The organism is Pseudomonas sp. URIL14HWK12:I5 (assembly GCF_900176445.1).
In the GTDB taxonomy this organism is placed as follows: domain Bacteria; phylum Pseudomonadota; class Gammaproteobacteria; order Pseudomonadales; family Pseudomonadaceae; genus Aquipseudomonas; species Aquipseudomonas monteilii.
The window spans coordinates 334,477-358,419 of sequence record NZ_FWXQ01000006.1 but is presented as its reverse complement, the minus strand read 5'-3'; the positions used below and the strand labels follow the sequence as shown (position 1 = coordinate 358,419).

Annotated in this window: 20 protein-coding genes; 15 read left to right on the top strand and 5 right to left on the bottom strand. The window is 63.4% G+C overall.

From position 1 onward, the window contains the following. Positions 1–13: 13 nt before the first annotated feature. Positions 14–739, bottom strand: a complete 726-nt coding sequence (locus tag B9A31_RS16440; RefSeq protein WP_016714594.1) for a FadR/GntR family transcriptional regulator — start codon at positions 737–739, stop codon at positions 14–16. Between the two features lie 331 nt (positions 740–1,070). On the opposite strand from B9A31_RS16440, the gene B9A31_RS16435 reads away from it, so the two are divergent. The 5 genes from B9A31_RS16435 (at position 1,071) to B9A31_RS16415 (ending at position 6,011) form a co-directional block, all read left to right on the top strand. Next, complete coding sequence (locus B9A31_RS16435) at positions 1,071–2,219, top strand: branched-chain amino acid ABC transporter substrate-binding protein (protein WP_232062857.1); 1,149 nt, start codon at positions 1,071–1,073, stop codon at positions 2,217–2,219. Between the two features lie 130 nt (positions 2,220–2,349). Beyond that, positions 2,350–3,288, top strand: coding sequence for a branched-chain amino acid ABC transporter permease (locus tag B9A31_RS16430; RefSeq protein ID WP_019098889.1), 939 nt, complete (start codon positions 2,350–2,352; stop codon positions 3,286–3,288). A 10-nt stretch (positions 3,289–3,298) separates the two neighbouring features. Then, positions 3,299–4,528, top strand: coding sequence for an ABC transporter permease subunit (locus B9A31_RS16425; RefSeq protein ID WP_027615118.1), 1,230 nt, complete (start codon positions 3,299–3,301; stop codon positions 4,526–4,528). Further along, the gene (locus B9A31_RS16420) at positions 4,525–5,298 is read left to right on the top strand and encodes an ABC transporter ATP-binding protein (RefSeq protein WP_019098888.1); all 774 of its coding nucleotides are present in this window, start codon (positions 4,525–4,527) and stop codon (positions 5,296–5,298) included. The genes B9A31_RS16425 and B9A31_RS16420 overlap by 4 nt, the downstream gene beginning before the upstream one ends. After that, positions 5,295–6,011 (top strand): ABC transporter ATP-binding protein, encoded by a 717-nt coding sequence (locus B9A31_RS16415; RefSeq protein WP_084297152.1) that lies wholly within the window; start codon positions 5,295–5,297, stop codon positions 6,009–6,011. Before B9A31_RS16420 ends, B9A31_RS16415 begins: the two co-directional genes overlap by 4 nt. Positions 6,012–6,142: 131 nt before the next feature. On the opposite strand, the gene mrdA is transcribed toward B9A31_RS16415, so the two are convergent. After that, positions 6,143–8,038 (bottom strand): penicillin-binding protein 2, encoded by a 1,896-nt coding sequence (gene mrdA, locus B9A31_RS16410; protein ID WP_025754523.1) that lies wholly within the window; start codon positions 8,036–8,038, stop codon positions 6,143–6,145. A 563-nt stretch (positions 8,039–8,601) separates the two neighbouring features. On the opposite strand from mrdA, the gene B9A31_RS16405 reads away from it, so the two are divergent. From B9A31_RS16405 to B9A31_RS16395, 3 genes are all read left to right on the top strand, one after another. After that, positions 8,602–9,942 carry an MFS transporter gene (locus B9A31_RS16405; protein WP_019098885.1) on the top strand — a complete coding sequence of 447 codons (1,341 nt, stop codon included), beginning with the start codon at positions 8,602–8,604 and terminating at the stop codon, positions 9,940–9,942. 103 nt (positions 9,943–10,045) lie between these two features. After that, positions 10,046–11,299, top strand: a complete 1,254-nt coding sequence (locus B9A31_RS16400) for an OprD family porin (RefSeq protein ID WP_025754522.1) — start codon at positions 10,046–10,048, stop codon at positions 11,297–11,299. Positions 11,300–11,447: 148 nt separating this feature from the next. Further along, on the top strand, positions 11,448–12,161 hold the full coding sequence (locus B9A31_RS16395) for a GntR family transcriptional regulator (protein WP_016714586.1): 714 nt from the start codon (positions 11,448–11,450) through the stop codon (positions 12,159–12,161). Between the two features lie 6 nt (positions 12,162–12,167). Here B9A31_RS16395 and B9A31_RS16390 read toward each other — a convergent pair whose 3' ends face one another. Together B9A31_RS16390 and B9A31_RS16385 are read right to left on the bottom strand one after the other, a co-directional pair. Next, positions 12,168–13,118: a PDR/VanB family oxidoreductase gene (locus B9A31_RS16390; protein WP_025754521.1), complete on the bottom strand. Its 951-nt coding sequence runs from the start codon at positions 13,116–13,118 to the stop codon at positions 12,168–12,170. Between the two features lie 12 nt (positions 13,119–13,130). After that, positions 13,131–14,198: an aromatic ring-hydroxylating oxygenase subunit alpha gene (locus B9A31_RS16385; protein WP_019098882.1), complete on the bottom strand. Its 1,068-nt coding sequence runs from the start codon at positions 14,196–14,198 to the stop codon at positions 13,131–13,133. Between the two features lie 236 nt (positions 14,199–14,434). Between B9A31_RS16385 and B9A31_RS16380 the strand changes: the two genes are divergently transcribed. The 3 genes from B9A31_RS16380 to B9A31_RS16370 are packed head-to-tail and all read left to right on the top strand — an operon-like array spanning position 14,435 to position 18,589. Beyond that, entirely contained in the window at positions 14,435–15,100 is a 666-nt protein-coding gene (locus B9A31_RS16380; RefSeq protein WP_016715653.1) for an ABC transporter ATP-binding protein, read from the top strand. Beyond that, entirely contained in the window at positions 15,100–17,544 is a 2,445-nt protein-coding gene (locus B9A31_RS16375; protein ID WP_084297151.1) for an FtsX-like permease family protein, read from the top strand. Before B9A31_RS16380 ends, B9A31_RS16375 begins: the two co-directional genes overlap by 1 nt. After that, positions 17,534–18,589, top strand: a complete 1,056-nt coding sequence (locus B9A31_RS16370; protein WP_084297150.1) for a lipocalin-like domain-containing protein — start codon at positions 17,534–17,536, stop codon at positions 18,587–18,589. Before B9A31_RS16375 ends, B9A31_RS16370 begins: the two co-directional genes overlap by 11 nt. Before the next feature lie 11 nt (positions 18,590–18,600). On the opposite strand, the gene B9A31_RS16365 is transcribed toward B9A31_RS16370, so the two are convergent. Then, entirely contained in the window at positions 18,601–19,347 is a 747-nt protein-coding gene (locus tag B9A31_RS16365) for an enoyl-CoA hydratase-related protein (protein WP_016715656.1), read from the bottom strand. Between the two features lie 103 nt (positions 19,348–19,450). On the opposite strand from B9A31_RS16365, the gene B9A31_RS16360 reads away from it, so the two are divergent. The 4 genes from B9A31_RS16360 to B9A31_RS16345 all read left to right on the top strand — a co-directional run bounded on the left by B9A31_RS16360 (position 19,451) and on the right by B9A31_RS16345 (position 23,906). After that, positions 19,451–20,095 (top strand): TetR family transcriptional regulator C-terminal domain-containing protein, encoded by a 645-nt coding sequence (locus B9A31_RS16360; RefSeq protein ID WP_016715657.1) that lies wholly within the window; start codon positions 19,451–19,453, stop codon positions 20,093–20,095. A 72-nt stretch (positions 20,096–20,167) separates the two neighbouring features. Continuing rightward, positions 20,168–20,884: a response regulator gene (locus B9A31_RS16355; RefSeq protein WP_016715658.1), complete on the top strand. Its 717-nt coding sequence runs from the start codon at positions 20,168–20,170 to the stop codon at positions 20,882–20,884. Next, positions 20,881–21,657: a substrate-binding periplasmic protein gene (locus B9A31_RS16350; RefSeq protein WP_019097073.1), complete on the top strand. Its 777-nt coding sequence runs from the start codon at positions 20,881–20,883 to the stop codon at positions 21,655–21,657. The genes B9A31_RS16355 and B9A31_RS16350 overlap by 4 nt, the downstream gene beginning before the upstream one ends. Beyond that, entirely contained in the window at positions 21,654–23,906 is a 2,253-nt protein-coding gene (locus tag B9A31_RS16345) for an ATP-binding protein (RefSeq protein WP_084297149.1), read from the top strand. Before B9A31_RS16350 ends, B9A31_RS16345 begins: the two co-directional genes overlap by 4 nt. Positions 23,907–23,943: the final 37 nt, after the last annotated feature.

The following is a 23,943-nucleotide window of genomic DNA, read 5'->3' as shown; positions in this document are numbered from 1 at the left end:
CGCAGGGCAGCGATCAGGCCTTGCTGTCGAGCAAGCGCTGATACCGCGACAGGCTCTCTTCCAGGTGTTTGCGCAGCGCCGTGCGCGCACTGGCCACGTCGCCCATGCTGATTGCCGACAGGATTGCCCCGTGTTCACGGGCGATTTTCTTGATATGCGCCTGGCGGTTCTTGCCGGTGACCTGCCCATGCTTGAGGTTCAGGTCGAGGATGATGTCCGGCCCCAGCGCCTCCAGCAGTTGGGTGAAGTGCGGGTTGCTGGTGGCGCGGGCAATCGCCAGGTGGAACTCGAAGTCGGCCTTGGCTTCTTCCTCTTGCGTGGCGCCGTCCAGCGAGTTGAAGCGGTCGAACGCCTCGGTGATCGCCGCCATGCTCGCAGGGCTGCGGCGCTCGGCGGCGCGGGCGACCGATTCGGTCTCGATGCCCAGGCGCAGTTCAAGGATCTGCGCTGCAGCGCGTACATCATCGACAACGCTGTCGATGGCGAAGCCGATGCGCTTTACATCCTGCTCGACCACGAATACGCCCACACCCTGGCGAGCGATCAGGCGCCCGCCAAGGCGCAGCGAGGCCACCGCCTCGCGGATGACGGGGCGGCTGACGTTGAACTCTTTGCACAGCTCCTGTTCGGACGGCAGTTTGTCGCCCGGGCCGTAGGTGCCGTTGTCGATCCGGCTGGAAAGCTCCTGGATAACGGTTTCCGCCAGGTTGGCGCGGCGCGTGCCTAACGACGCATTCATAGAAGGGTTGCTCCTGAAACTGATTGGCTCATCACGGTTGATTCTCCGGCAGGTTGCGCGCAGCCCTGATGCCCCTTGCGGCGGGATCCGTAGCCAACCAGCGGTGATGGTGTTGGCATATGTTATCAAACATCTTACTAGCCAGGCTCATGCCCTGCTTTTTGATTGCGTGCATCGCTTGTCGCCGGAAAGATTATTATACCTTCTCCCGTAGCATACACCCATTGACAGTTGCCTGCTGACTGTTATCTTACAAGTGCGATGGCGTTCCGGCCAATTTGCATGCGGTAAGCGATGTCGAGGTTCGTCCAATCACTACTGGGAGCTGAGCATGAATAACAACAAGGGAGGGCGTACAGCCCTTGCGACCGCGGTAACATTGCTGATGGCCATGGGGACGGCACACGCAGCAGGCAGTGAAATTGTCAGGATCGGCTTCGCCGGCCCCCTGACCGGGCCTTCGGCGCACCAAGGACAGGACGTCGAGCATGGCATCCAGATTGCGGTGGAAGAGGCCAACCAGCAGCAACTGAAAATCGGTGACAAGGTGGCCCGGTTCAAGCTGGTTTCCGAAGACGATGTCGCCGACCCGCGCACAGGCACTGCGGTGGCGCAGCGGCTGGTGGACGCTAAAGTGGCGGTGGTGATCGGTCACTACAACTCTGGCACCAGTATTCCCGCTTCGAAAATCTATGCCGCCGCCGGCATTCCGCAAATCTCGCCTTCGGCCACCAACCCCACCTTGACCCGCCAGGGTATCGCTTCGGTATTTCGCACCGTCAACGACGACGCCACCCTTGGCCGTTATGCCGGCAATTACCTGGTCAGCCAGCTCAAGGCTCAGCGCATTGCCATCTTCGATGACCGCACCGCGTATGGCCAAGGCCTGGCCGATGAGGTGACCAAGGCGGTCAAGGCGGCGGGTGGCAACGTGGTGGTGCGCGAGTACACCAATGACAAGTCGACCGACTTCAATGCCATCCTCACCACGGCCAAGGCGCAAAAGGCCGATGCAGTGTTCTTTGCCGCCCTCGACTACCAGGCCGCCCCGATGGCCAAGCAGATGAAGAACCTGGGCCTGAAGGCGCGCTTCATGAACATCGGCAACCTGCCCAACGATTCGTTCAGGCAGATGGCCGGCAGCGCCGCTGAAGGCACCTACGCCTGGAACTACGGCACGCCGTTGCAGGACATGCCCAAGGGCGCGGCTTTCGAGCAGAAGCTCAAGGACAAGTTCGGCGTGGGCGTGGTGCAGTCGTCGCCCGCCGCCTATGACGCCACCTGGGCGGCAATCAATGCCATGGTCAAGGCCGGCTCCGACGACCCCAAAGTGTACTTGCCTGTGCTCAAGAACCAGAGTTACGAAGGCGTCACCGGCACCATCGCCTTCGACGATCAGGGCAACCTGAAGAACCCGGCGGCCACCGTGTTCCAGTTCGCCGACGGCGGCTGGAAAACCCTGTCGGTCGAGCGCGACTGAGCAGCACCTCATAACAAGCAGGCGCCGGCCTGCCACATAACAAGAAGACTTTTCCCACCTGCCAGGCCTGTCGGCGTGTGGCGCTGAGCCGCCGCGCGCCGACGACAACGCAGTTTCGAGGATTCAGCGCGTGGACGGTAATTTCGATATCTTGTTGCAACAGGTCCTCAACGGCCTGGTGCTGGGCAGCATCTATGCCCTGGTAGCCCTGGGCTACACCATGGTCTACGGCATCATCGGCCTGATCAACTTCGCCCACGGCGAGGTGGTGATGGTTGGCGCCATGGTGACCATTTCGGTACTGACGATGCTCGCTGGCGCAGGCTTTGCCCCCGGGCTGATTACCTTGCTCCTGGCGATCATGGCCGCCGTGGTGGTGTGCATGCTGCTGGCCCAGGGCATGGAAAAGTACGCTTATCGCCCCTTGCGCAAAGCCCCGCGGTTAACCCCGCTGATTCTCGCCATTGGCATCTCCATCGCCCTGCAGAACCTGGCGATGATGATCTGGGGGCGCGGCTACAAGACCTTCCCTGAAGTGGTCGAGACGCAGCCGGTCGACGTGTTCGGCGCCACCGTCACCAACGTGCAGCTGTCGATCATGCTGATTGCCGTGGTGATCATGCTTGGCTTGTGGCTGCTGGTGGACAAGACCCGCCTGGGCAAGGCCATGCGTGCCACCGCGCAAAACCAGGAAGTGGCCGGGTTGATGGGCATCAACATCAACCGCGTGATCAGCGCCACCTTCCTGATCGGCGCCAGCCTGGGTGCCATCGCCGGGGTAATGCGTGCGATCAACTACGGCCAGGCCGATGCCTACATGGGCTTGCTGCTGGGCCTGAAGGCGTTCTCGGCGGCGGTGCTGGGCGGTATCGGCAACCTGTTCGGCGCCATGGCCGGCGGCCTGTTGCTGGGGCTGATCGAGTCGCTGGCAGCGGGCTACACCGGCCAGATCACCGGCGGTTTCCTGGGCGCCAACTACCAGGACATCTTCGCCTTCGCGGTGCTGATCCTGGTGTTGCTGTTCCGGCCAAACGGCCTGCTTGGCGAACGCCAGGCCGACCGGGCGTGAGGAGGCGGTCATGAAAAACCTCAAGAGCCAGTACCTGCTGTTGATCCTCGGCTTCATCGCCCTGCCGTTCCTGATCGAGGCCATCCCCATGCTCGGCCCCACCTGGGTGCGCATCCTTGGCTTTGCCATGCTCTACGTGCTGCTGGCGTTGGGCCTGAACATCGTCATCGGTTACGCCGGGCTGCTCGACATGGGCTACATCGGCTTCTACGCCATTGGTGCCTACCTGTACGCACTGCTGGCCTCGCCGCACTTGCAAATGGCCGGCCTGATCGAGGTTGTGCTGGACTGGCCGGTGTGGGTGATCATCCCGCTGGCAGCCGTGGCCGCAGCCATTTGCGGCGTGTTGATCGGGGCGCCAGTGCTCAAGTTGCGCGGCGATTACCTGGCCATCGTCACCCTGGGGTTCGGCGAGATCATCCGCATTTTCATGAACAACCTGGACCAGCCGGTGAACCTCACCAACGGCCCCCAGGGCATCAGCGACATTGCCCCGCTGCACGTCGATTTCGGGCCATGGGCGCATGCGCCGGATGCCGGTGGGGCACCCGTGCTGTCGTTGCAGCAAAGCTGGAGCGTATTCGGGCTGCAGGTTTCGCCGGTGATCAGCTACTACCTGTTCTTCCTGTTCATCGTCATCCTCTGCATCGTGCTGTCCAAGCGCCTGGAAGTGTCGCGCATCGGCCGTGCCTGGATGGCCCTGCGTGAAGACGAAGTGGCCGCCGAGGCCATGGGCCTGAACAAGCGCAACCTCAAGTTGCTGGCGTTCGCCATGGGCGCGACCTTTGGCGGGGTGTCTGGCGTGCTGTTCTCCAGCTATCAGGGCTTTGTCAGCCCCGAATCGTTCACCCTGATGGAATCGATCATGGTGCTGGCCATGGTAGTGCTCGGCGGCATGGGCTCGATCCGTGGCGTGGTGCTGGGGGCGCTGATCCTGTCGGTGATGCCCGAGCTGTTCCGCGACCTGGTCAACTGGATCCAGCCATGGGTGATGGACAACGTTACCTTCATCAGCCGCGACATCCTGCGCAACGTGCTGGATGCCTCGACCCTGCGCATGCTGGTGTTCGGCCTGGCGCTGATCCTGGTCATGCGTTTCCGGCCCGAAGGGCTGTGGCCGTCCGACCGCCGCCGTGCCGAGCTGCACGAGGGTGAAGTGGAAGCAGAGCCCGCGCCGGTCGTTGCAGTACCTCAACAGGCATCCTTCGAACTCCCGATCAAAGAGGCGGACAAGGCATGAGCGATATCCTTCTCGAACTGCATCAGGTCAGTAAATTCTTCGGTGGCCTGCAGGCACTGCACGGCATCGACCTGAGCATTCGCCGTGGCGAGATTCGGGGGCTGTTGGGCCCTAACGGTGCTGGCAAGACCACCCTGTTCAACGTACTTACCGGCCTGTACCGGGCCGAGCAGGGCCGTGTGATGTTCGACGGCTTGCCGCTGCGCATCAGCAAGCCGCACAAGGTGGTGGAGGCGGGTATTTCCCGTACCTTCCAGAACATCCGCCTGTTCCACAACATGACCGCCCTGGAGAACGTGATGATTGGCCGCCATGTGCGTACCCGTAGCGGTGTGTTCGGCGCCATCCTGCGTACCCCGGCCTGCGTGCGTGAAGAGCGCGAGATCCGCCAGGCCGCCCGTTACTGGCTGAATTACGTGGGCATCGGCCACCTGGCCGGCGAGTTGGCCAAGAGCCTGTCCTACGGCGACCAGCGTCGCCTGGAAATCGCCCGGGCTCTGGCCACCGAACCCAAGCTGATTGCACTCGACGAGCCGGCTGCAGGCATGAACGCTTCGGAAACCGAAGGCCTGCGCCAACTGATGTGCAAGATGCAGGCGGATGGCAAAACCGTGTTGTTGATCGAGCACGACGTGAAACTGGTGATGGGCCTGTGCGACCACATCACCGTACTTGAATTCGGTCGCAAGATCGCCGACGGCTTGCCGGCCGACGTGCGCAAGGATCCACGCGTGATCGAGGCTTATCTGGGTGCAGAGGCAGTGGCATGAAGAACATTCTGCAAGTGAGCGACCTGAGGGTCAGCTATGGCGCCATCCAGGCCATCAAGGGCATCGACCTGAGGGTGGGCGAGGGTGAGATGGTGGCGCTGATCGGCGCCAACGGCGCGGGCAAGACCACCACCTTGAAAACGCTGGCCGGGCTACTGAAGCCGAGTGCCGGCAGCATCACCTTCGATGGCAAGGCGCATGCGGCGATCAAGGGCCACGACCTGATCCGCGAAGGGCTGGCGCTGGTGCCGGAGGGGCGAGGGATCTTTCCCAAGCTGACGGTGCACGAAAACCTCGAAATGGGCGCCTTCAGCCGGCGCGACGGCAAGGACGCCATCGCTGCCGACATCGAGCGCATGTACGGCATCTTCCCGCGCCTGAAGGAGCGCGCCTTCCAGCTGGCCGGCACCATGTCGGGTGGCGAGCAGCAGATGTTGGCGATTTCCCGGGCATTGATGGGGCGGCCCAAGCTGCTGTTGCTGGACGAGCCGTCCATGGGGTTGGCGCCGATCATCGTGCAGAAGATTTTCGAAACCATCCTCGAGGTGGTCAAGGGTGGGGTGACGTTGCTGCTGGTGGAGCAGAACGCCCGGCTGGCGCTGCAAACCTGCCAGCGCGCCTACGTGATTGATGGTGGGCGCATCAGCCTGGAAGGCTGCGCCAAGACCCTGCTGCATGACGACCAGGTGAAGAAGGCCTACCTGGGCGAATGATTCACTCACAATGACAAGCCAGTCTGACCTGGGGTTGAACGTTTGTATCGCCGGCCGCTTAGCGGGCACGCCTGCGAAGAGGCCGGTAAGCCCATGGCTGATTTTCGCTCTGGCGAGGCACCCCAAAATGCTTAAATGTGTGGCGCGCTGTGGGCCGTCACTCCTCCCGCGAACTCAGGCTTCAGATGCCCCTGCTCATCCAGCAGATAAGCATCCATCACCTCCCGCACCACCGGCCCTGCCACCCGGCCCCCCGCCTCACCGTTCTCGATCATCACCGCCACCACCACACTTGGGTGGTCGGCCGGTGCAAAGCCGACAAACAGGGCGTTGTCACGGTGCCGCTCCAGGGTCTTGTTGCGGTTGTAACGTTCGCCCTGCTTGATCGCTACCACCTGCGCGGTACCACTCTTGCCGGCAATCCGGTATTGCGCCCCAGCTGCCGCCGCACGGGCGATGCCGCGCGGGTCGTGCATGACCATCTGCATGCCCTGGCTGACCTGGTCCCAGGCATGTTTGTCGTGCAGCACGATGTTGGGCATCGGGTTAGGATCGACTGGCGTATCGCCGCCCACGGTCATCGCCAGGTGCGGGCGGTGCCATACCCCTTTGCTCGCCAGCAGGCTGGTGGCCTGGGCCAGTTGTAGCGGGGTGACCTGCATGTAGCCCTGGCCAATGCCCAGGATCAGCGTTTCGCCCGGGAACCATGCCTGGCGGCGCGTGGCACGCTTCCACTCGGCCGACGGCATCAGCCCGGAGGCTTCCTCGAACATGTCCAGTGATACCTTCTGGCCCAGCCCGAACTCGGCCATGTAGTCGTGCAGGCGGTCGATGCCCAGCTTGTGCGCCAGGTCGTAGAAGTAAGTGTCGTTGGAGCGCATGATGGCGGTGTACATGTCCACCCAGCCGTCGCCGCTGCGGTTCCAGTTGCGGTACTTGTGGTCGTAGTTGGGCAGTTCGTAGTAGCCCGGGTCGAACACCCGGCTGCCCGGGGTGATCACGCCGCTGTCGAGGCCTGCGATGGCTACCTCCGGCTTCACCGTCGAGCCTGGGGCATACAGGCCGCGCAGCACGCGGTTGAACAGCGGGCGGTCGATGGAGTCGCGCAGTTCGGCGTACTGCTTGAAGCTGATGCCTTTTACGAACAGGTTGGGGTCGAAGCTGGGGTTGCTGACCATCGCCAGTACATCGCCATTGGCCGGGTCCAGCACCACCACCGAGCCGCGGCGGTCGCCCAGCGCTTTTTCTGCGGCGATCTGCAGGTGGGCGTCCAGGGTCAGGACGATGTCCTGGCCAGGGGTCGGGGCCTTGTGGTTGAGCACGCGCATCACCCGGCCCTGGGCGTTGGTCTCGACCTCTTCGTAGCCCACGTGGCCGTGCAGTTGGCTTTCGTAGAAGTGTTCGATGCCGGTCTTGCCGATCGATTGGGTGCCTCGGTACTCGGTACTGTCGAGGACCTTGGCTTCTTTCTCGTTGATACGCCCCACATAGCCTACCGAATGGGCGAAATGTTCGGCCAGCGGGTACTCGCGGATGAACTGCGGCTCTACCTCAAGGCCTGGCAGGCGGAACTGGTTCACGGCCACCAGGGCGATCTGCTCTTCGCTCAAGCCCACCATCAAGGTTACGGGCTCGAACGGTTTGCGACCCCGGCGCAGGTCCTTGTCGAACTGCTTGCGGTCGTCCTCGGTCAGGCCCAGTACCTGGGTCAGGGTATCGAGCACCTTGGCCGTATCGCCACCGGCCCGCTCGCGCGTCATGGTCAGGTCGAAGCTGGGTTTGTTGTCAGCCAGTACCACGCCGTTTCGGTCGTAGATCAGCCCGCGTTCGGGGGCGATGGGCAGTACGTGCACGCGGTTGTTTTCCGACACGGCGGTCTGCTGGTCGTGCTGCAGCACCTGCAATACGTACAGCCGTCCCACCAGAACGGCACACAGGCTGAACACCAGGGCGGCGCAGGCCAGAAGCCGGCGGTTGACCAGGTGCTTTTCCTTTTCGTGGTCCTTGAGGGGGATGGGCTGTGGCATCGGGGCTCTTCTTTCTACGGGTATCGCGTTGGCTGTGCGGGCGCGCGAACGGGCGGGGGATGCTACGCAACACGCCCCGCCGCCTCAAGGTGAGTGGCGCCCATCAGAAAGCGGGTATGGGCTGCGTGCCCCGTGATCAGGGCGCTGGCGCACATCATGAAGATTTGTTCATGGCTAACCCTTGGTGAAGAGGATTGAGCTCGATTTTGGTGTATTTATGGATCCATAAATAAAATTTGTGCGATAAACGAACAAGAAATCTTTTTCGGTATAAATATGTAAGATGTTGAAAATAATCAATAAAAATTGATTCTTTGTCGTTTTGTTTCTTTGCTCACCGCGTTACACCCTGAGCCTCCACCCTTGAAGTGATTGTTTGTGGATCCACTATCTGGTTGATTAGCGCCTGACAACGGCCGGATCCCTCCAGCCGTATGCGACAACAATTACAAAAAGGGTCCAGTCATGAGTGGCTTTCCAAGGGGACGGAACCGTCAGGGTTCCTTGCGCTTTGCCTGCGTGTGCGTATCTGTTCTCCCACCTGTGAACCGGCAGGTGACCTTATGAATGCCGATCTCAAGCAACGCCTGGACAACGACCCGATGGGCCGCTTCCAATGCCTGGCCATTGGTATTTGCATCATCCTCAACATGATCGATGGCTTCGACGTACTGGTGATGGCCTTCACGGCTGCCTCGGTGTCTGCCGAGTGGGGCCTGAACGGGGCGCAGGTAGGGCTGCTGCTCAGCGCCGGCCTGTTCGGCATGGCGGCCGGCTCGTTGTTCATTGCGCCGTGGGCCGACCGCTTTGGCCGCCGCCCGCTGATCCTGCTGTGCCTGGGGCTGTCGGGTATCGGCATGCTGCTTTCGGCGATGAGCCAAAGCCCGCTACAGCTGGCGTTGCTGCGTGGCCTGACCGGGCTGGGCATCGGCGGCATCCTGGCCAGCAGCAACGTGATTGCCAGTGAGTACGCCAGCAAACGCTGGCGCGGGCTGGCGGTGAGCCTGCAGTCCACCGGCTACGCCCTGGGCGCGACGTTGGGTGGCTTGCTGGCGGTGTGGCTGCTGGGGCAGTGGGGCTGGCGCTCGGTGTTCCTGTTTGGTGGCATTGTCACCGTGCTGGTGATCCCGCTGGTGCTGCTGTGGTTGCCGGAGTCGCTGGACTTTCTGCTGGCACGTCGCCCGGCTAATGCGCTGGCACGGGTCAATCGCCTGGCCGTTCGCCTCGGCCAGCCGGCGCTGGCACAACTGCCAACACCCACTGAAAGTAAGCAGGGCGCCGCCAGCGGCTTCCGGCAACTGCTGGCGCCTGACATGCGCCGCACCACGCTGGTGATCTGGCTGCTGTTTTTCCTGGTCATGTTCGGCTTCTACTTCGTCATGAGCTGGACGCCGAAACTGCTGGTCGCCGCTGGCCTGTCGGCACAGCAGGGCATTACCGGCGGGGTGCTGCTGAGCGTCGGCGGCATCCTCGGCGCGGCGCTGATCGGCGGCCTGGCTTCGCGTTGGCCACTCACGCGGGTGCTGGCGTTGTTCATGCTTATCACCGCAGCGCTGCTGGTGTTGTTCGTGGTCAATGGCGCGTCGGTCAGTGCGGCGCTGGCGCTGGGGCTGCTGATCGGGCTGTTTTCCAATGGCTGCGTGGCCGGGCTGTATGCGTTGTCGCCGGTGGTCTATGACGCTTCGGTACGTGCAACAGGCGTGGGCTGGGGCATCGGCATCGGGCGCATGGGGGCGATCCTGTCGCCCACCGTGGCGGGTGTGTTGCTCGATGGCGGCTGGCAACCGCTGCACCTGTACGGAGTGTTCGCCAGCGTGTTCGTGCTGGCGGCAGGGTGCCTGCTGTTGCTGCGGCCAGCGGCCAAGCCGGCACCTGCTCTACCTACCGATGCATTGAGCCACTAAGTGCCGCCCGGCCTGGCCGGGCACCTGAATGCAGCTTATCGCCCCAGGTGTCTGTTGGCCTGGGGCGGGCGGCTGCGCCCAAGTAAAGCGGAGAACAATAATAATGATGCACACAACTTGCACGCTGGCCCGTTCGGTTCTGGCGGTATCGCTGGCGCTTGGCCTGGGTTTGCCGGCCTGGGCCGAGGAGGGGGGCTTCCTTGACGATGCCAAGGCCGGGCTGACCCTGCGCAACTACTACTTCAACCGCGATTTCCGCGACCCGGGGGCGGCCAAGGGCAAGGTCGAAGAATGGGCTCAGGGCTTCATCTTCAAGTTCAGCTCTGGCTACACCCCGGGGTTGATCGGTGTTGGCCTGGACGGTATCGCCATGTTCGGTGTGAAGCTGGACAGCGGCGGTGGCACCAGCGGTTCCGAATTGCTGCCGGTGCACGATGACGGGCGTGCAGCCGACAACTATGGCCGGGCAGGGTTGGCGGCGAAGCTGCGTATCAGCGCGACCGAACTGAAGGTTGGCGAGCTGCTGCCCGACATCCCCCTGCTGCGCTACGACGATGGCCGCCTGCTGCCGCAGACATTCCGTGGGGCGATGCTTGATTCGCGAGAGATCGAAGGCTTGAGTCTGCAGGCCGGCCAGTACCGTGAAGTAAGCCTGCGCAACTCGTCCGACATGCAAGACCTTTCTGCCTGGGCCGCGCCCGGGGTCACCTCGGACGGCTTCAACTACGCCGGTGCCGAGTACCGCTTCAACCAGCAGCGCACACTGATCGGTGCCTGGCATTCGCAGCTGGAGGACATCTATCAGCAAAGTTACTTCAACCTGCTGCACAACCAGCGGGTGGGGGAGTGGACGTTGGGAGCCAATCTTGGCTATTTCATCGACCGGGATGACGGCCAGGCGCGCATCGGCGGCATTCAGAGCCGCACCGGTTACGCCTTGCTGTCGGCCTCGCACAGTGGCCATACGCTGTACCTGGGGTTGCAGAAGGTCAGTGGCGACAGCCAGTGGATGTCGGTGTATGGCAGCAGCGGCCGTACCTTGGGCAACGACATGTTCAACGGCAACTTCAGCAACGCCGACGAGCGCTCGTGGCAAGTGCGTTACGACTATAACTTTGCCGCATTGGGGGTGCCAGGGCTGCTGGCCATGGTGCGTTACGGGCATGGCGAGAACGCGACCACGGCGGCCGGCAGCAATGGCAAGGAGTGGGAGCGCGATACCGAAGTGAACTACACCTTCCAGAGCGGGGCGTTGAAAAACCTTAACATCCGGCTGAACAACGCGACCAACCGGCGAAGCTTCAACAGTGATTTCGACCAGACCCGCCTGATCGTCAGCTATCCGCTGTCGCTATAAAAGCTTGCACCGCGCCGCCTTTAAGGCACTGGGGCTGCGCAGCAGCCCCAATGATACGCCGCACTGTCTCTGGTATTGCCCGAACAAGCCAACAGCACCTCCCCGCCTTACGCTAAGATGCCCGCTCATGTCCCTGGAAGTCGCCCGGATGAGCAAGCCTGGTCAAATGGTGCTGGTCGCGTTGCGCAAGATGATCGCCTCGGGCGAGCTTGCAGCTGGCGAGCGCTTGATGGAAGTCCCCACCGCTGAACTGTTCGGCGTGTCACGCATGCCGGTGCGCATGGCGTTTCGCACCCTTGAGCAGGAAGGCCTGCTGGTGCGTTTTGGCGGTCGGGGTTTTCAGGTGCGCTCGGTCAGTGCCGATGACATCGCCGGCGCAGTCGAGGTACGCGGCGTACTGGAAGGCCTGGCTGCCCGCCAGGCTGCGGAACGTGGCCTGTCAGCCCAGGCCCGCGAAGCGCTGCAACGCTGCCTGGTCGAAGGCGACCAGTTGTTCGACAAGGGCTTCGTTACCGAAGAAGACCTGCAGGCCTACCACGACCTCAACATGCGCTTTCACCAGGTCATCATCGAAGCCAGCCATAATCCGGCCATCGCCGATGCCCTGGCGCGCAACGATCACCTGCCGTTTGCCTCCGTCACAGCGCTGGCCGTGGACCGCCACGACCTGGCCCGTGAATACCGGCGCTTCAACTTCGCGCACATGCAACACCATGCGGCGTTCGATGCCTTGGTCAATCGCCAGGGTGCCCGCGCCGAAGCCATTATGCGCGAGCACGCCAACGCCACCTTGCGCTACGCCGAAACCTTCGGCGGGGCAACGGTGGAAGAGGGCATGAAGGTGATTCTGCCCTCGTCGTAGGCCGGTTCAGATGTCCAGCACCAGCAGGGGTGTTTTCGAGCGCGAGCAGCAGGGCGTGAACTGATCGTTCAGCGCCTGCTCTTCTTCGGTGAGGAACATGTCGCGATGATCTGGCGTGCCTTGCAGCACGCGCGTCAGGCAGGTGCCGCAAATGCCCTGTTCGCATGACATCGCAATCTCGATGCCGTGCTGCTCCAGCACCTGCACCACTGTCTGGTTGGCGGGTACCTCGAACACCTGGCCGGTGCTGCCGACCTGTACCGAGAAACTGCCGTCGTTGCTGGCATCCACCGGCGCTGCGGCAAAATATTCCCGATGCAGGCAAGCCTCCTGCCAACCCAGGCCCCTGGCGCTGTCCAGCACATGCTGCATGAAACCACCCGGCCCACACACATACAGGTGTACATCCGGCTGCGGGTTATCCAGCACCCGGGCAATGTCCAGTGCCGTTTCCGGCTGCTCATCAAAATGCACGAACAGGCGGTCGGCGAAAGGCGCTTTACGAATGCGTTCGACAAAGGCGGCACGCTCACTCGAGCGGGCGCAGTAGTGCAGTTCGAAATCCCCACCGCTTTGCGCCAGCTGCTCGGCCATGCACAGGATCGGGGTAATCCCGATGCCTCCCGCAAACAGCACACTGCGCCGCGCCCCTTCCACGAGCGGGAACAGGTTGCGGGGTTCGCTGATGCGCAGGCGTGCGCCGGCCTGTACCTGCTCGTGCAGGCGGCGTGAACCACCCCGCGAGGCCGGGTCGTTGAGCACACCGATCAGGTAGCGGTGGCGCTCTTCGGGGTGGTTGCACAAGGAATACTGGCGCACCAGCCCATCGGGCAAATGCACATCTATGTGCGAGCCAGCGCTGAACGCGGGCAGCAGGCTGCCATCCGCCGCTGCCAGCTCGAAGCTGCAAATGCCCTGCGCTTCATCGTTGCGGGAAACCACTACGGCATCGATCATCTTGGCTTCTCCTCAGGCAGGGGTAGCGCTGGTGGCAATCAGTTGTGGTTGCGGCATGCGCTCTTTGGCAATCAGCCGCTCCAGGATCTTGCGCGACTGCACGCCACCGGCATCGATGTTCAGCTTCAGCAGGTTGCGTTCCGGGTAGGCCAACAGGTTCTGTTGCTGCCGCTCCAGCATCTCCAGGTCTTCGCTGAAGATCTTGCCCTGGCCTTCCCGGATGTTGTCGGTCAGCGCCTGGTCCTGCGCCGCAAAATTGCGCGCCATGCCCCAGAAGTACCAGATCGAGGTGTCGCTCTCTGGCGTGATGAAGTCCACCACGATGCTCGACGCCTTGTGCTGCGCATCCGCGTGATAGCCCCCTTTGCCGGCGTGCGCCACGCCTACTTCGATCAGCACATGGCTGGGCGGGGTGAAGCGGCAGATCTGCCAGCGGTCCACCGGCACATCGTCTGCCAGCCCGTTGCCACGCAGGGCCATGCGCCAGAAGGGCGGCGCCATGATGTTTTCCATGTGCCGGGCGGTGACCACTTCGTCGCCGGTGACGGTGGTGACGGGCGGCGCCTCGTCGATTTCCTTCTGGCCGATGCTGGAGGCGTGCACGTAGGTTTCGTGGGTGAGGTCCATCAGGTTGTCGATCATCAGGCGGTAGTCGCAACCGATATGGAACAGCCCACCGCCATAGGCCCACTCTTCATTGACGGCCCATTCCAGGTGCGGGATCAGCGCCGGGTCGGCCAACGCCTGGTCGCCGGGCCAGACCCAGATGAAGCCGTAGCGCTCGACGGCGGCGAAGGTTTTGTTGCAGGGAAAGCCCCGTACCCGCTGGCCCGGCATCGACACGGTCTTGCCATCGCAGCCCATCACCAGGCCGTGGTAACCACACACCAGATTGCCGTTTTCAACGTAACCCAGCGACAACGGCGCACCACGGTGCGGGCAGAAGTCCTCGACGGCGGCCACGCGGTTTTCCTGGGCGCGGTAGAACACGATCTTCTCGCCGCAGATCTGCCGGCCCAAGGGTTTGGTGGCGATTTCGTCGGGGGTGCAGGCTACGTACCAGGTGTTTTTGGGGTACATGAAGGAGGCTCTCCGGGTTTTGTTTTTATTTAATGGATCCATTAGAGCCATTCGCCTCACGCGCGGTCAATGGTTTGCGCGGTTATTTATAAGGTTTTGGGCGATTATCGGATTTTATGGATCCACTAATAAGAATTTTGATCACGGCTCGGGATTGAGCAGGGTGTTTTAATGGCTGGGAAACGGCCTGAACCTGCTATTCCTAAACAAACCCCACAACCCACCAAGGCCCCTCGATGCTCGCCATCGAACAGCTCCACAAATCATTCCGCACCCCCCAAGGCCCGCTGCCTGTGCTGCAGGGCGTCAACCTGCGCCTGGCGCGCGGCAGCAGCTTGGCATTGATGGGCGAATCGGGCAGCGGCAAGAGCACCTTGTTGCACCTGGTTGCCGGCCTGGACCGCGCCGACAGTGGCCGGATCCTGATTGATGGCACGCCGCTCGACAGCCGTTCAGAGTCATCGTTGGCGCAGTGGCGGCGGCAGGGCATTGGCCTGGTGTTCCAACAATACAATTTGATCAGCAGCCTGGACGTGGCGACGAACCTTGCATTCCAGGCAAGGCTCGCCGGCCGGCATGACCCGCAATGGGTGGCCTACCTGGCAGAACGCCTGGGCCTGGCAGGTTTGCTCGCGCGCTATCCGGAACAGTTGTCTGGCGGCCAGCAACAGCGGGTTGCCATTGGCCGTGCGCTGGCCGGGCGGCCGGCGTGGCTGCTGGCCGACGAGCCTACCGGCAGCCTTGACGAAGCCAGCAGCGATGAGGTGCTGAACCTGCTGCTGCAACTGGTCGCCGAGGCCGGCAGTGGTGTGCTGATGGTGACCCATAGCCCGCGGCTGGCGGCACGCTTGCAGCAGCGTTGCTACCTGCAGGCCGGCCGCGTTCAGCCAGAGCACGGGTGATGAGGCTCTTGTCGCTGGCCCTGTTGGCGTTGCTCAGCCATTGGCGGCGCCATCGGGTGCAGTTTGTCAGCATCTTCACCGGGCTGTGGCTGGCCACGGCCTTGTGGACGGGCGTACAGGCACTGAACAGCCAGGCCCGCAGCGACTATGCCCGGGCCAGTGCCGTGCTGGCCGGGCCGATGCAGGCGCAGTTTGTACCGCGCAAGGGTGAGCATTTCGATCAGAAGCTGTACGTGCAGTTGCGCAAGCAGGGGTGGCAGGTGACACCCATGCTGGAAGGGCGTTTGCGCTTGTCGGGTGAGCCTGTGCGCAGTGTGCGGCTGATCGGCATCGATCCTTTGAGCCTACCGCCGACCAGCAGCATTGCCGGCGTGCAGCCCCAAGCATTCGACCTGCAGGCATTTATCGGCACACCCGGGCAAGCCTGGGTAGGGCCGGATACGTTGCGCCAATGGGGCGAAGGTTCAATGCGCGACAGCGAAGGGCAACCGCTTCCCCCCGTGGTCCTGCAACCTGCGCTGGCGCCCGGCATCATGGTCGTCGACATCGGCCATGCCCAACGCCTGCTGCACGCACCCGGGCAGTTGTCGCGGTTGCTGGTGGCCGGCAAGCCAGGGCCGTTGCCTGCTGATATCGCGGCCCTGCTCGAACTGCAACCTCAGCAGGACGACGACGGATTGCAGCGGCTGACCGACAGTTTTCACCTTAACCTGACCGCCCTTGGCCTGCTGGCGTTCGTTGTTGGCCTGTTCATCGCCCACGCCGCCATCGGGCTGGCGCTGGAGCAGCGGCGAGGCCTGATACGTAACCTGCGCGCCTGTGGGGTCAGCTTGAACACGCTGCTGGGTGCATTGGTGTTGGAGCTGGGCCTGTTCGCACTGCTGGGCGGGCTGGCAGGTGTGGCCAGTGGGTATGTACTGGCCGCGTGGTTGTTGCCTGATGTGGCTGCCAGTTTGCGCGGCCTGTATGGCGCCCAGGTGGCCGGCACGCTGAGCCTGCCCGCAGGGTGGTGGCTGGCGGGTGTACTGGTGAGTGTGCTGGGGGCATTGCTGGCAGGGCTGGGTAGCGTGTTGCGTGCAGCCCGGCTGCCATTGCTGGCGCTGGCGCAGCCTCAGGCCTGGCGGCTGGCACAGGGGTTGTGGTCAAGGCGCCAGGCTTGCGCAGCAGGCTTGCTGTTGCTGCTGGCCTTGGGGTTTGGCGTGTTGGGTAACAGCCTGGCTTGCGCGCTTGCCATGCTGGCCGGGTTGTTGCTGGCGTCGGCACTCCTGTTGCCCGCCTTGCTCGACCACGGGCTTGGCGGGTTGACGCGGTTTTGTCGGCGGCCCTTGGCGCAATGGTTCGTGGCCGACAGCCGCCAGCAACTGCCGGCCCTGAGCCTGGCGCTCATGGCGTTGTTGCTGGCGCTGGCGGCCAGTGTCGGCGTGGGCAGCATGACCGAAGGCTTTCGCAAGACGTTCGTTGGCTGGCTGGACATGCGTCTGTCTGCCGACCTGTATGTCACCCCCAGGGATACCGAACAAGGGTTGCAAATTGCCGAATGGCTTGGCCAGCAATCTGCGGTCATCGCAGTGCTGCCTGGCTGGCGTGTTGAAACCCGGTTGCAGGGGTGGCCAGTGCAGGTCCAGGGTATCGTCGATCACCCCCTCTACCTCAAACGTTGGCCGTTGCTTGAGCAGCAGCCGCGCGCCTGGGAGCAACTGTCCAGTGGGCAGGCCGTGATGCTCAGTGAACAATTGGCCAGGCGCTTGAAGCTGCACTTGGGTGACCGCCTTGCGCTGTCTTCGCAGGCCATGACGGTGGTCGGGGTCTATGCCGACTACGGCAACCCCAAAGGCCATGTGCTGGTGAATGCCGGCTGGTTGCGTTCGCATTGGCCACAGGCGACGCTGACGGGGTTGAGTGTTGACCTGCACACCGACCAAGTGCCCGTCACCAAGGCCGCGTTGCAACAGCACTTCGCCCTGGACGACAGCCGCGTGGTGGAGCAGGTACGCCTGAAAAGCTGGTCTACCGAGGTGTTCAACCGCACCTTCGCCGCCACCGCGGCACTCAACAGCCTCACCCTGGGCGTGGCCGGGGTGGCGTTGTTCATCAACCTGCTGACGTTGGGCCAAACCCGGCTCGGCCAGTTGGCACCACTGTGGGCGCTGGGCGTGCAACGTAGGCAACTGGTGTGGCTGAGCCTGGGGCAAACGCTGATGCTAAGCAGTTTCACGGTATTGCTGGCCATTCCGCTGGGGGTGTTACTGGCATGGTGCCTGGTGGCGGTCGTCAATGTGCAGGCGTTTGGCTGGCGTTTGCCGCTCTACGTGTTTCCTGCGCAACTGCTGCAACTGGCTGTGCTGGGCCTGTTGACCAGCCTGCTGGCCAGCGCCTGGCCGCTGTGGCAACTGGCGCGCCGCCAGCCCCGCGAACTGTTGAGGCCGTTTGCCGATGAAGCGTAGTGCGTGGTTGTTGCTGTGCGGCCTGCTGTGCGCTTGTGATCAACCGGCGCCACAAGGCTATGCCGGGCTTGGGCAGCAGGCAGTCGGGTTCAGCCAGGTAACCCGCGGGCATCACTTGGCGTTCCCTCGTGACCACGGGCCTCATGAGGGATTTCGCATCGAGTGGTGGTATGTCACCGCCAACCTCAAGGACGCCCAGGGGCGCGACTGGGGCGCGCAGTGGACGCTGTTCCGCTCGGCACTGCGCCCCGGCCCGGAAACCGCTGACTGGAACAGCCCGAACCTGTGGATGGGGCACGCGGCTTTGACCGGCCCGGGTGGGCATCAGTCTGGCGAAACCCTGGCGCGCGGTGGTATCGGCCAGGCCGGCGTGCAGGCCCAGCCGTTTCGGGCGTGGATCAATGACTGGGCGTTGCAGGGCAGGGGAGGTATCGAAAGCCTGCGAATGGTCGCAGGTGGCGAAGGTTTTCACTATGACTTGCTCCTGCGCAGTGACCGGCCCTTGGTGCTGCACGGCGATCAGGGTTACAGCGAAAAATCCGGCAAGGGACAGGCTTCCTATTATTACAGCCAGCCGTTTTACCGCGTGCAGGGGGAGGTGGAGCGTGACGGCTTGTGCATGGCTGTCACTGGCCAAGCCTGGCTGGACCGGGAATGGAGCAGCCAGCCGCTGGCTGCCGGGCAGACTGGGTGGGACTGGTTTTCCCTGCATCTGGACAGTGGTGCCAAGCTGATGCTGTTCCAGGTGCGCGAGGCGCAGGGTGAGGTGTATCGCGCCGGGACCTGGGTGGGGCCGCAGGGTGACGTCGTGGCGCTTCATGGGGAGCAGATCCAGATGCAGGCGCTTGCTTCGGTGACTCAGAAAAATGACAAGCAGGTGCCAACGCGCTGGCGGGTGCGGGTACCCGCGCACGGGGTAGATATACACGTGGATGCAGTGGAACCGCAGGCGTGGATGGATACGCGGTTTGGGTATTGGGAAGGGCCGGTGCGGTTGACGGGAAGTGCGGGTGGGCGTGGGTATCTGGAGATGACCGGATACTAGCCTCAGCCCATTCAATCCTTGATCAGGCCCCTTAACACGGTCCGGGCTTCCTCGGTACGCAAACAGTCGATAAACAACCGGCTCTCCCGCGCCACCGTCGCCTCCAGCTCGGCGCGCTGGCTGTCCTTGAGCAGCCGCTTGCTGATGCGCAGCGCCGCCTGCGGGTAGCCCTGCAGCTGCCGCGCCAGCGTGCGGGCTGCGGCCAGGCATTGTTCGCCATCCTCATGCAGCTCGTTGGCCAGCCCCCAAGCCACCATCTGTTCGCCATTGAGCCCTTCATTGCCCAGCAGCAAGCGGGCTGCACGGGCCTGGCCAAGCAAGCGAGGCAGCAGCAGGCTGGAGCCAAACTCCGGGCACACACCCAGTGGCGCGAACGGCATGCGCAGCTTGGTCGAACGGCTGACAAGTACCTGGTCGCAATGCAACAGCAAGGTGGCACCAATGCCGATGGCCGCGCCACTGACTGCCGCGATCAGCGGCTTGTCCAGGCCCATCACCACCCGCATCAGGCGAAATACCGGGCTGTTCAGATCACCGGGCGGGTTGTCGAGAAAATCGCGCAGGTCGTTGCCCGCAGTGAAGCACTGCGGCCCACCGGTGATGATGATTGCCTCTACGTTCGGGTCTTCACTGGCCGCCAACAACAGGTCGCCCAGCTGCTGGTACATGGCTGTATTCAGTGCGTTGAGCTTGTCGGGGCGGTTGAAGGCCAGGGTCAGCAGGCCCTGGTCCAGGTCGCGTATGATCAGGTCGTTCATGGCAGCCGCTTTTGTTGTTGTAGGCAGGAGAGCCAAGGGTTTATCACGCACGCCGGCTTGTTGTACAGTCGTTCAGTCCAGCCCCCCGAACCGAGAGCCGCCCATGAACCAGGAAGCCCGCTACCACCGCATGCTGCCGGAATTGCGCAAAGCCAACCTGGTCGAGGCGACCTTGGTGTGCCTCAAGCGCCATGGCTTCCAGGGGGCTTCGATCCGCAAGATCTCGGCCGAGGCCGGGGTTTCGGTAGGGCTGATCAGCCACCACTACGCCGGCAAGGACGAACTGGTGGCCGAGGCCTACCTGGCGGTTACCGGGCGGGTGATGGGCCTGTTGCGTGAAGCCATGGCCCAGGCCGCGCCCAATGCCCGCGAGCGGTTGTCGGCGTTTTTCCGCGCTTCGTTCTGCGCAGAGTTGCTCGACCCGCAACTGCTTGACGCCTGGCTGGCGTTCTGGGGCGCGGTCAAGACAGCTGATGCAATCAACCAGGTGCACGACCATTCCTATGGCGAGTACCGCAAGGAGCTGAGCCAGCTGCTGGCCTCGCTCGCCAGAGACGAGGGCTGGCAGGGCTTCGATGCCGACCTCGCCGCCATCAGCCTCAGCGCCTTGCTGGACGGCCTGTGGCTGGAGTCGGGGCTCAACCCCGGCACCTTCACGCCCGAGCAGGGCGTGATTATCTGCGAAGCCTGGGTCGATGGCCTGCAAGCCGGTGGTCGGCGCCGTTTCAGCCTGCCCGAGGGCTGTTGATCGCCTGTTCAGTAACGAGTACGCTGCTGGCGCGAGTGTGTAGAACAACACCAATAAAAAGAGACGACACGCATGACGCCTCGGGTATTGATCGTCGATGACGATCCGCTTATTCGTGACTTGCTGCAGGCCTATCTTTCCCAGGAAGGCTACGACGTACACTGCGCTGATACGGCAGAAAAAGCCGAAGCCCTGCTCGGCAGCCAGGATGTCGACCTGGTGCTGCTGGATATCCGCCTGCCCGGCAAGGACGGCCTCACCCTGACCCGCGAGCTGCGGGTGCGCTCGGAGGTGGGCATCATCCTCATCACAGGGCGCAACGACGACATCGACCGCATCGTCGGCCTGGAATGCGGTGCCGATGACTACGTCATCAAACCGCTCAACCCCCGTGAGCTGGTGTCGCGCGCCAAAAACCTGATCCGCCGCGTGCGCCATGCTCGCGAAGTGCATCCCGTGCCGGCCTGTGCGCAGTCGCTGAAGCAGTTTGCCGACTGGGCGCTGGACACCGACCGTCGCCGCCTGATTGACGCGCGCGGGGGGCAAACCCTGCTCACCCACGGTGAATTCCAGTTGCTCAGCGTGTTTTTACGCAACAGCGGCCATACCCTCAGCCGTGACCAGTTGATGGACCAGATTCGCAACCGTGAGTGGGTGCCCAACGACCGCTCCATCGACGTGCTGGTCGGGCGCTTGCGGCGCAAGCTGCACGACGACCCGGCCGAGCCGCAACTGATCATCACCATCCACGGTACCGGCTACCTGTTCACCGCCAGCGTGGCCGCATGACCCCCCGCGCCCTGGGGGTGGCGCTGGTGATGCTCGCCGCGCACGCTGGTGCGGCCGAGACGGTGCGCTATTGTGACTACCCGGTGTACCCGCCGATCTCCTGGAGCGATGGCCACCAGGTGCGCGGCCTGGCGCCGACCGTGGTGCGCGAGCTGTTCACCCGCATGGGCTACGACGTGCAGACGGTGGTGCTGGGCAACTGGAAGCGCTGTCTGATGGACGCCGCCGCCGGGCGGGTGGACGTGGTACTGGCCTACAACAGCGACCAGCGTGACCAGCGCATGCGTTTTTCCACCGAGCCGGTGGTACGCGAAGAGGTGGCGGTGTTCTACAACCGCCTTCGGCCGGTTCGGTTCCAGCGCGTGGAGGACCTTGCGGGCTACCGTGGCGGCCTGCTGTACGGTGAAAGCTACGGCGCCGAATTCGATCGCTTCGTGGCCCGCCACCAGAACATCGAGCGGGTGTCTTCCAGCCAGCAGAACTTCGGCAAGCTGATCCGTGGGCGCATCGATTATGTGATCCAGGAGCGGCGCACCGGCCAACTGTTCATCGAGCACCTGCCCGGGGCGCAGGATATCCGCGTATTGCCCAGCGCCCTGAGCGTGGACTACCTGCGCGTTGCGGTATCGCGGCGATCACCCCTGAGCCGGCACATGGACGAAATCGACGCGCAGTTGCAGCGTATGAACCAGACCGGAGAGATCGCGCGCTGGCTGGAGCAGAGCGAAGTCACCTACAGGGACATGGTCAACCTGCCGGCGGATGCCCGATGATCCCGCTGCGCGCTGACGGCCTGCTGCGCCGCCTGTTGCTGTTCATCCTGTTGTTCAGCCTTTGCTTTACCGTGCTGGCCAGCGGGGTGCAGCTGTACTTCGAGTACCGCCGCGAGATGCGCGACATTGACGCACGCATGGCGCTGATCCGTGCCGGCTACCTGGCCAGCCTGGAGCGCAGCTTGTGGGACCTGGACGAAGCGCAACTGGACACCCAGCTGCGCGGCCTGGTGGACTTTTCCGATGTGGCCCGGGTGCGCCTGGTCAGCGACGACTTCCAACTGCAGAGAGGGGCGGCCGAGCCCAAAGGGCCGCTGCGTGTCGAGCGCTTCCCGCTCGACTTTCAGCCCCCTTCGGGGCCTGCCAGGCACCTGGGTGAGCTGGAAGTGACCATTGACTTGGGGGCAGTGCATCAGCGGCTGTATGCCACCGGCTTGACCAGCCTGCTGTGGATGGGTGTGTTTTTGTGCGGGTTGGCGGTGGCGCTGTCGGGGCTTTTCTACCGACTGGTCACTCGCCACCTGCAAGTGATGGCCGAGTTCGCTCGCCGTATTGGCGCCGGCCAGTGGCAAGAGCCGCTGCGCCTGGGCCGCCGTCCTTCATCGCGCCCGGATGAAATCGACACGGTGGCCAATGCCTTGGACGATATGCGCCGCGCCATCCTCAGCGATATCGAGCGCCGCGAGCGTGATCGGCTTGAACTGCAGGACAAGCGCGACGAACTGCAGGCCATGGTCGAGCGGCGTACGGCCAGCCTGGCTCGGGCCAAGGACGAGGCCGAGGCTGCCAACCTGGCCAAGTCGCGCTTTCTGGCGACCATGAGCCATGAGCTGCGTACGCCGCTTAACGGCATTCTGGGCATGGCTGAATTGTTGCGCGGCGCGCGGCTGGAGTTGCCTGACCGTCAGCGCGTCGAGGCCTTGTACAAGGCCGGCGAGGGGCTGCTGGCGATTCTCAACGAAGTGCTGTATTTCGCCCGGCTCGAAGAAGGCGAGAGCCGGGCCGAGCTGGTGGGTTTTTCCTTGCGCCAACTGTGCCAGGAAGTGTTGACGCTGCTTGAGCCCATGGCCAAGGACAACGGCGACACGTTGCACCTGCATATCGATGAGGCGTTGGCCGGGTACCAGCACGGTGCCGAGCAGTACCTGCGTCAGGTGCTCAGCAACCTGCTGGCCAATGCCATCAAGTTCACCGAGCACGGCCAGGTGCAGCTTGGGGTGAGGGTGCTTGCCAGTAGCGAGCACGCGCAGCGCTTGCGGCTGTCGGTCAGTGACAATGGCATCGGCATCGAGCCCGCCGTGCAGGCGAGAATCTTCGACCGCTTCGTCCAGGCCAGCGAGGCCGTGGCCCGTCGCTATGGTGGCACCGGCCTGGGCCTGGCGATCTGCAAGCACCTGGTGGAAAAACTGGGCGGCAGCATCGGCCTGGACAGCGTGCCGGGGCAGGGCAGTTGCTTCTGGTTCGAGCTCGAAATGGCCCGTGGGCAACCCGTGCCGGGCCGGTCACCCGCCATGCCGCCGATGCCCAGCCTGGATATTCTGGTGGTCGAAGACGTGGCATTGAACCGCGAGGTGGCGAAAGGGTTGCTACTGCGCGATGGCCATCGGGTGAGCTTTGCCGAAGACGCCGGGCAGGCCCTGCAGGTTTGCGCGCAACAGCGCTTCGACCTGATCCTGCTGGACGTACACTTGCCGGGCATGAGTGGAGTGGAACTGTGTCAGAGGCTGCGTGCCTCGCCCGGACCGAACCGCGCCAGCCGGATTCTGGCGCTGACGGCCGGTGTGCAACCGGGGCAGGTATCGGGTTATCTGGCGGCCGGCATGCAGGGGGTACTGGCCAAACCGTTGCGGTTGGAGACCCTGCGCAAGGCGTTGGCCGAAGTGGCGCCCAGCGAAGTGATTGGCACTGACGCAGACATGGACTGGTCGCTGCTGGACACCCACCGTTCGCTGCTGGGTGAGCAGAAACTGCAGGGCTTGCTGAAGGTGCTGCGCCAGTCACTGGAACAGCACGCCACGGCACTGGCCGAGGCGCTGCTGGCCCAGGACGTTACCGAAGTGCTGCACCTGGCCCATCGTTTGGCCAGCAGTTGCGACTCCCTGGGCTTTTCTGGCCTGGCCGCGCTATTGCGCTGCATTGAAGAGGCGGCCCGGCAGCACGACGAACAGGCGTTGAAGGCGCTTGGTGAGCCATTGGCAAGCCAGCTCGGCCAGGCCCGCGCCACCCTCGAACAGCTGATCCAGGGCTGACGTACAAAAAACTTACGACTTTTTACATCTTCGATCC

What these genes read in the sequence shown, in the direction of transcription:
- B9A31_RS16360 (WP_016715657.1), top strand. Translation starts at nt 19,451, where the DNA reads ATGAACCAGGAAGCCCGCTACCACCGCATGCTGCCGGAATTGCGCAAA.
- B9A31_RS16385 (WP_019098882.1), bottom strand. Translation starts at nt 14,198, where the DNA reads ATGTACCCCAAAAACACCTGGTACGTAGCCTGCACCCCCGACGAAATC.
- B9A31_RS16380 (WP_016715653.1), top strand. Translation starts at nt 14,435, where the DNA reads ATGCTCGCCATCGAACAGCTCCACAAATCATTCCGCACCCCCCAAGGC.
- B9A31_RS16405 (WP_019098885.1), top strand. Translation starts at nt 8,602, where the DNA reads ATGAATGCCGATCTCAAGCAACGCCTGGACAACGACCCGATGGGCCGC.
- B9A31_RS16390 (WP_025754521.1), bottom strand. Translation starts at nt 13,118, where the DNA reads ATGATCGATGCCGTAGTGGTTTCCCGCAACGATGAAGCGCAGGGCATT.
- B9A31_RS16350 (WP_019097073.1), top strand. Translation starts at nt 20,881, where the DNA reads ATGACCCCCCGCGCCCTGGGGGTGGCGCTGGTGATGCTCGCCGCGCAC.
- B9A31_RS16425 (WP_027615118.1), top strand. Translation starts at nt 3,299, where the DNA reads ATGAAAAACCTCAAGAGCCAGTACCTGCTGTTGATCCTCGGCTTCATC.
- B9A31_RS16400 (WP_025754522.1), top strand. Translation starts at nt 10,046, where the DNA reads ATGATGCACACAACTTGCACGCTGGCCCGTTCGGTTCTGGCGGTATCG.
- B9A31_RS16370 (WP_084297150.1), top strand. Translation starts at nt 17,534, where the DNA reads ATGAAGCGTAGTGCGTGGTTGTTGCTGTGCGGCCTGCTGTGCGCTTGT.
- B9A31_RS16435 (WP_232062857.1), top strand. Translation starts at nt 1,071, where the DNA reads ATGAATAACAACAAGGGAGGGCGTACAGCCCTTGCGACCGCGGTAACA.
- mrdA (WP_025754523.1), bottom strand. Translation starts at nt 8,038, where the DNA reads ATGCCACAGCCCATCCCCCTCAAGGACCACGAAAAGGAAAAGCACCTG.
- B9A31_RS16395 (WP_016714586.1), top strand. Translation starts at nt 11,448, where the DNA reads ATGAGCAAGCCTGGTCAAATGGTGCTGGTCGCGTTGCGCAAGATGATC.
- B9A31_RS16365 (WP_016715656.1), bottom strand. Translation starts at nt 19,347, where the DNA reads ATGAACGACCTGATCATACGCGACCTGGACCAGGGCCTGCTGACCCTG.
- B9A31_RS16420 (WP_019098888.1), top strand. Translation starts at nt 4,525, where the DNA reads ATGAGCGATATCCTTCTCGAACTGCATCAGGTCAGTAAATTCTTCGGT.
- B9A31_RS16345 (WP_084297149.1), top strand. Translation starts at nt 21,654, where the DNA reads ATGATCCCGCTGCGCGCTGACGGCCTGCTGCGCCGCCTGTTGCTGTTC.
- B9A31_RS16355 (WP_016715658.1), top strand. Translation starts at nt 20,168, where the DNA reads ATGACGCCTCGGGTATTGATCGTCGATGACGATCCGCTTATTCGTGAC.
- B9A31_RS16375 (WP_084297151.1), top strand. Translation starts at nt 15,100, where the DNA reads ATGAGGCTCTTGTCGCTGGCCCTGTTGGCGTTGCTCAGCCATTGGCGG.
- B9A31_RS16440 (WP_016714594.1), bottom strand. Translation starts at nt 739, where the DNA reads ATGAATGCGTCGTTAGGCACGCGCCGCGCCAACCTGGCGGAAACCGTT.
- B9A31_RS16415 (WP_084297152.1), top strand. Translation starts at nt 5,295, where the DNA reads ATGAAGAACATTCTGCAAGTGAGCGACCTGAGGGTCAGCTATGGCGCC.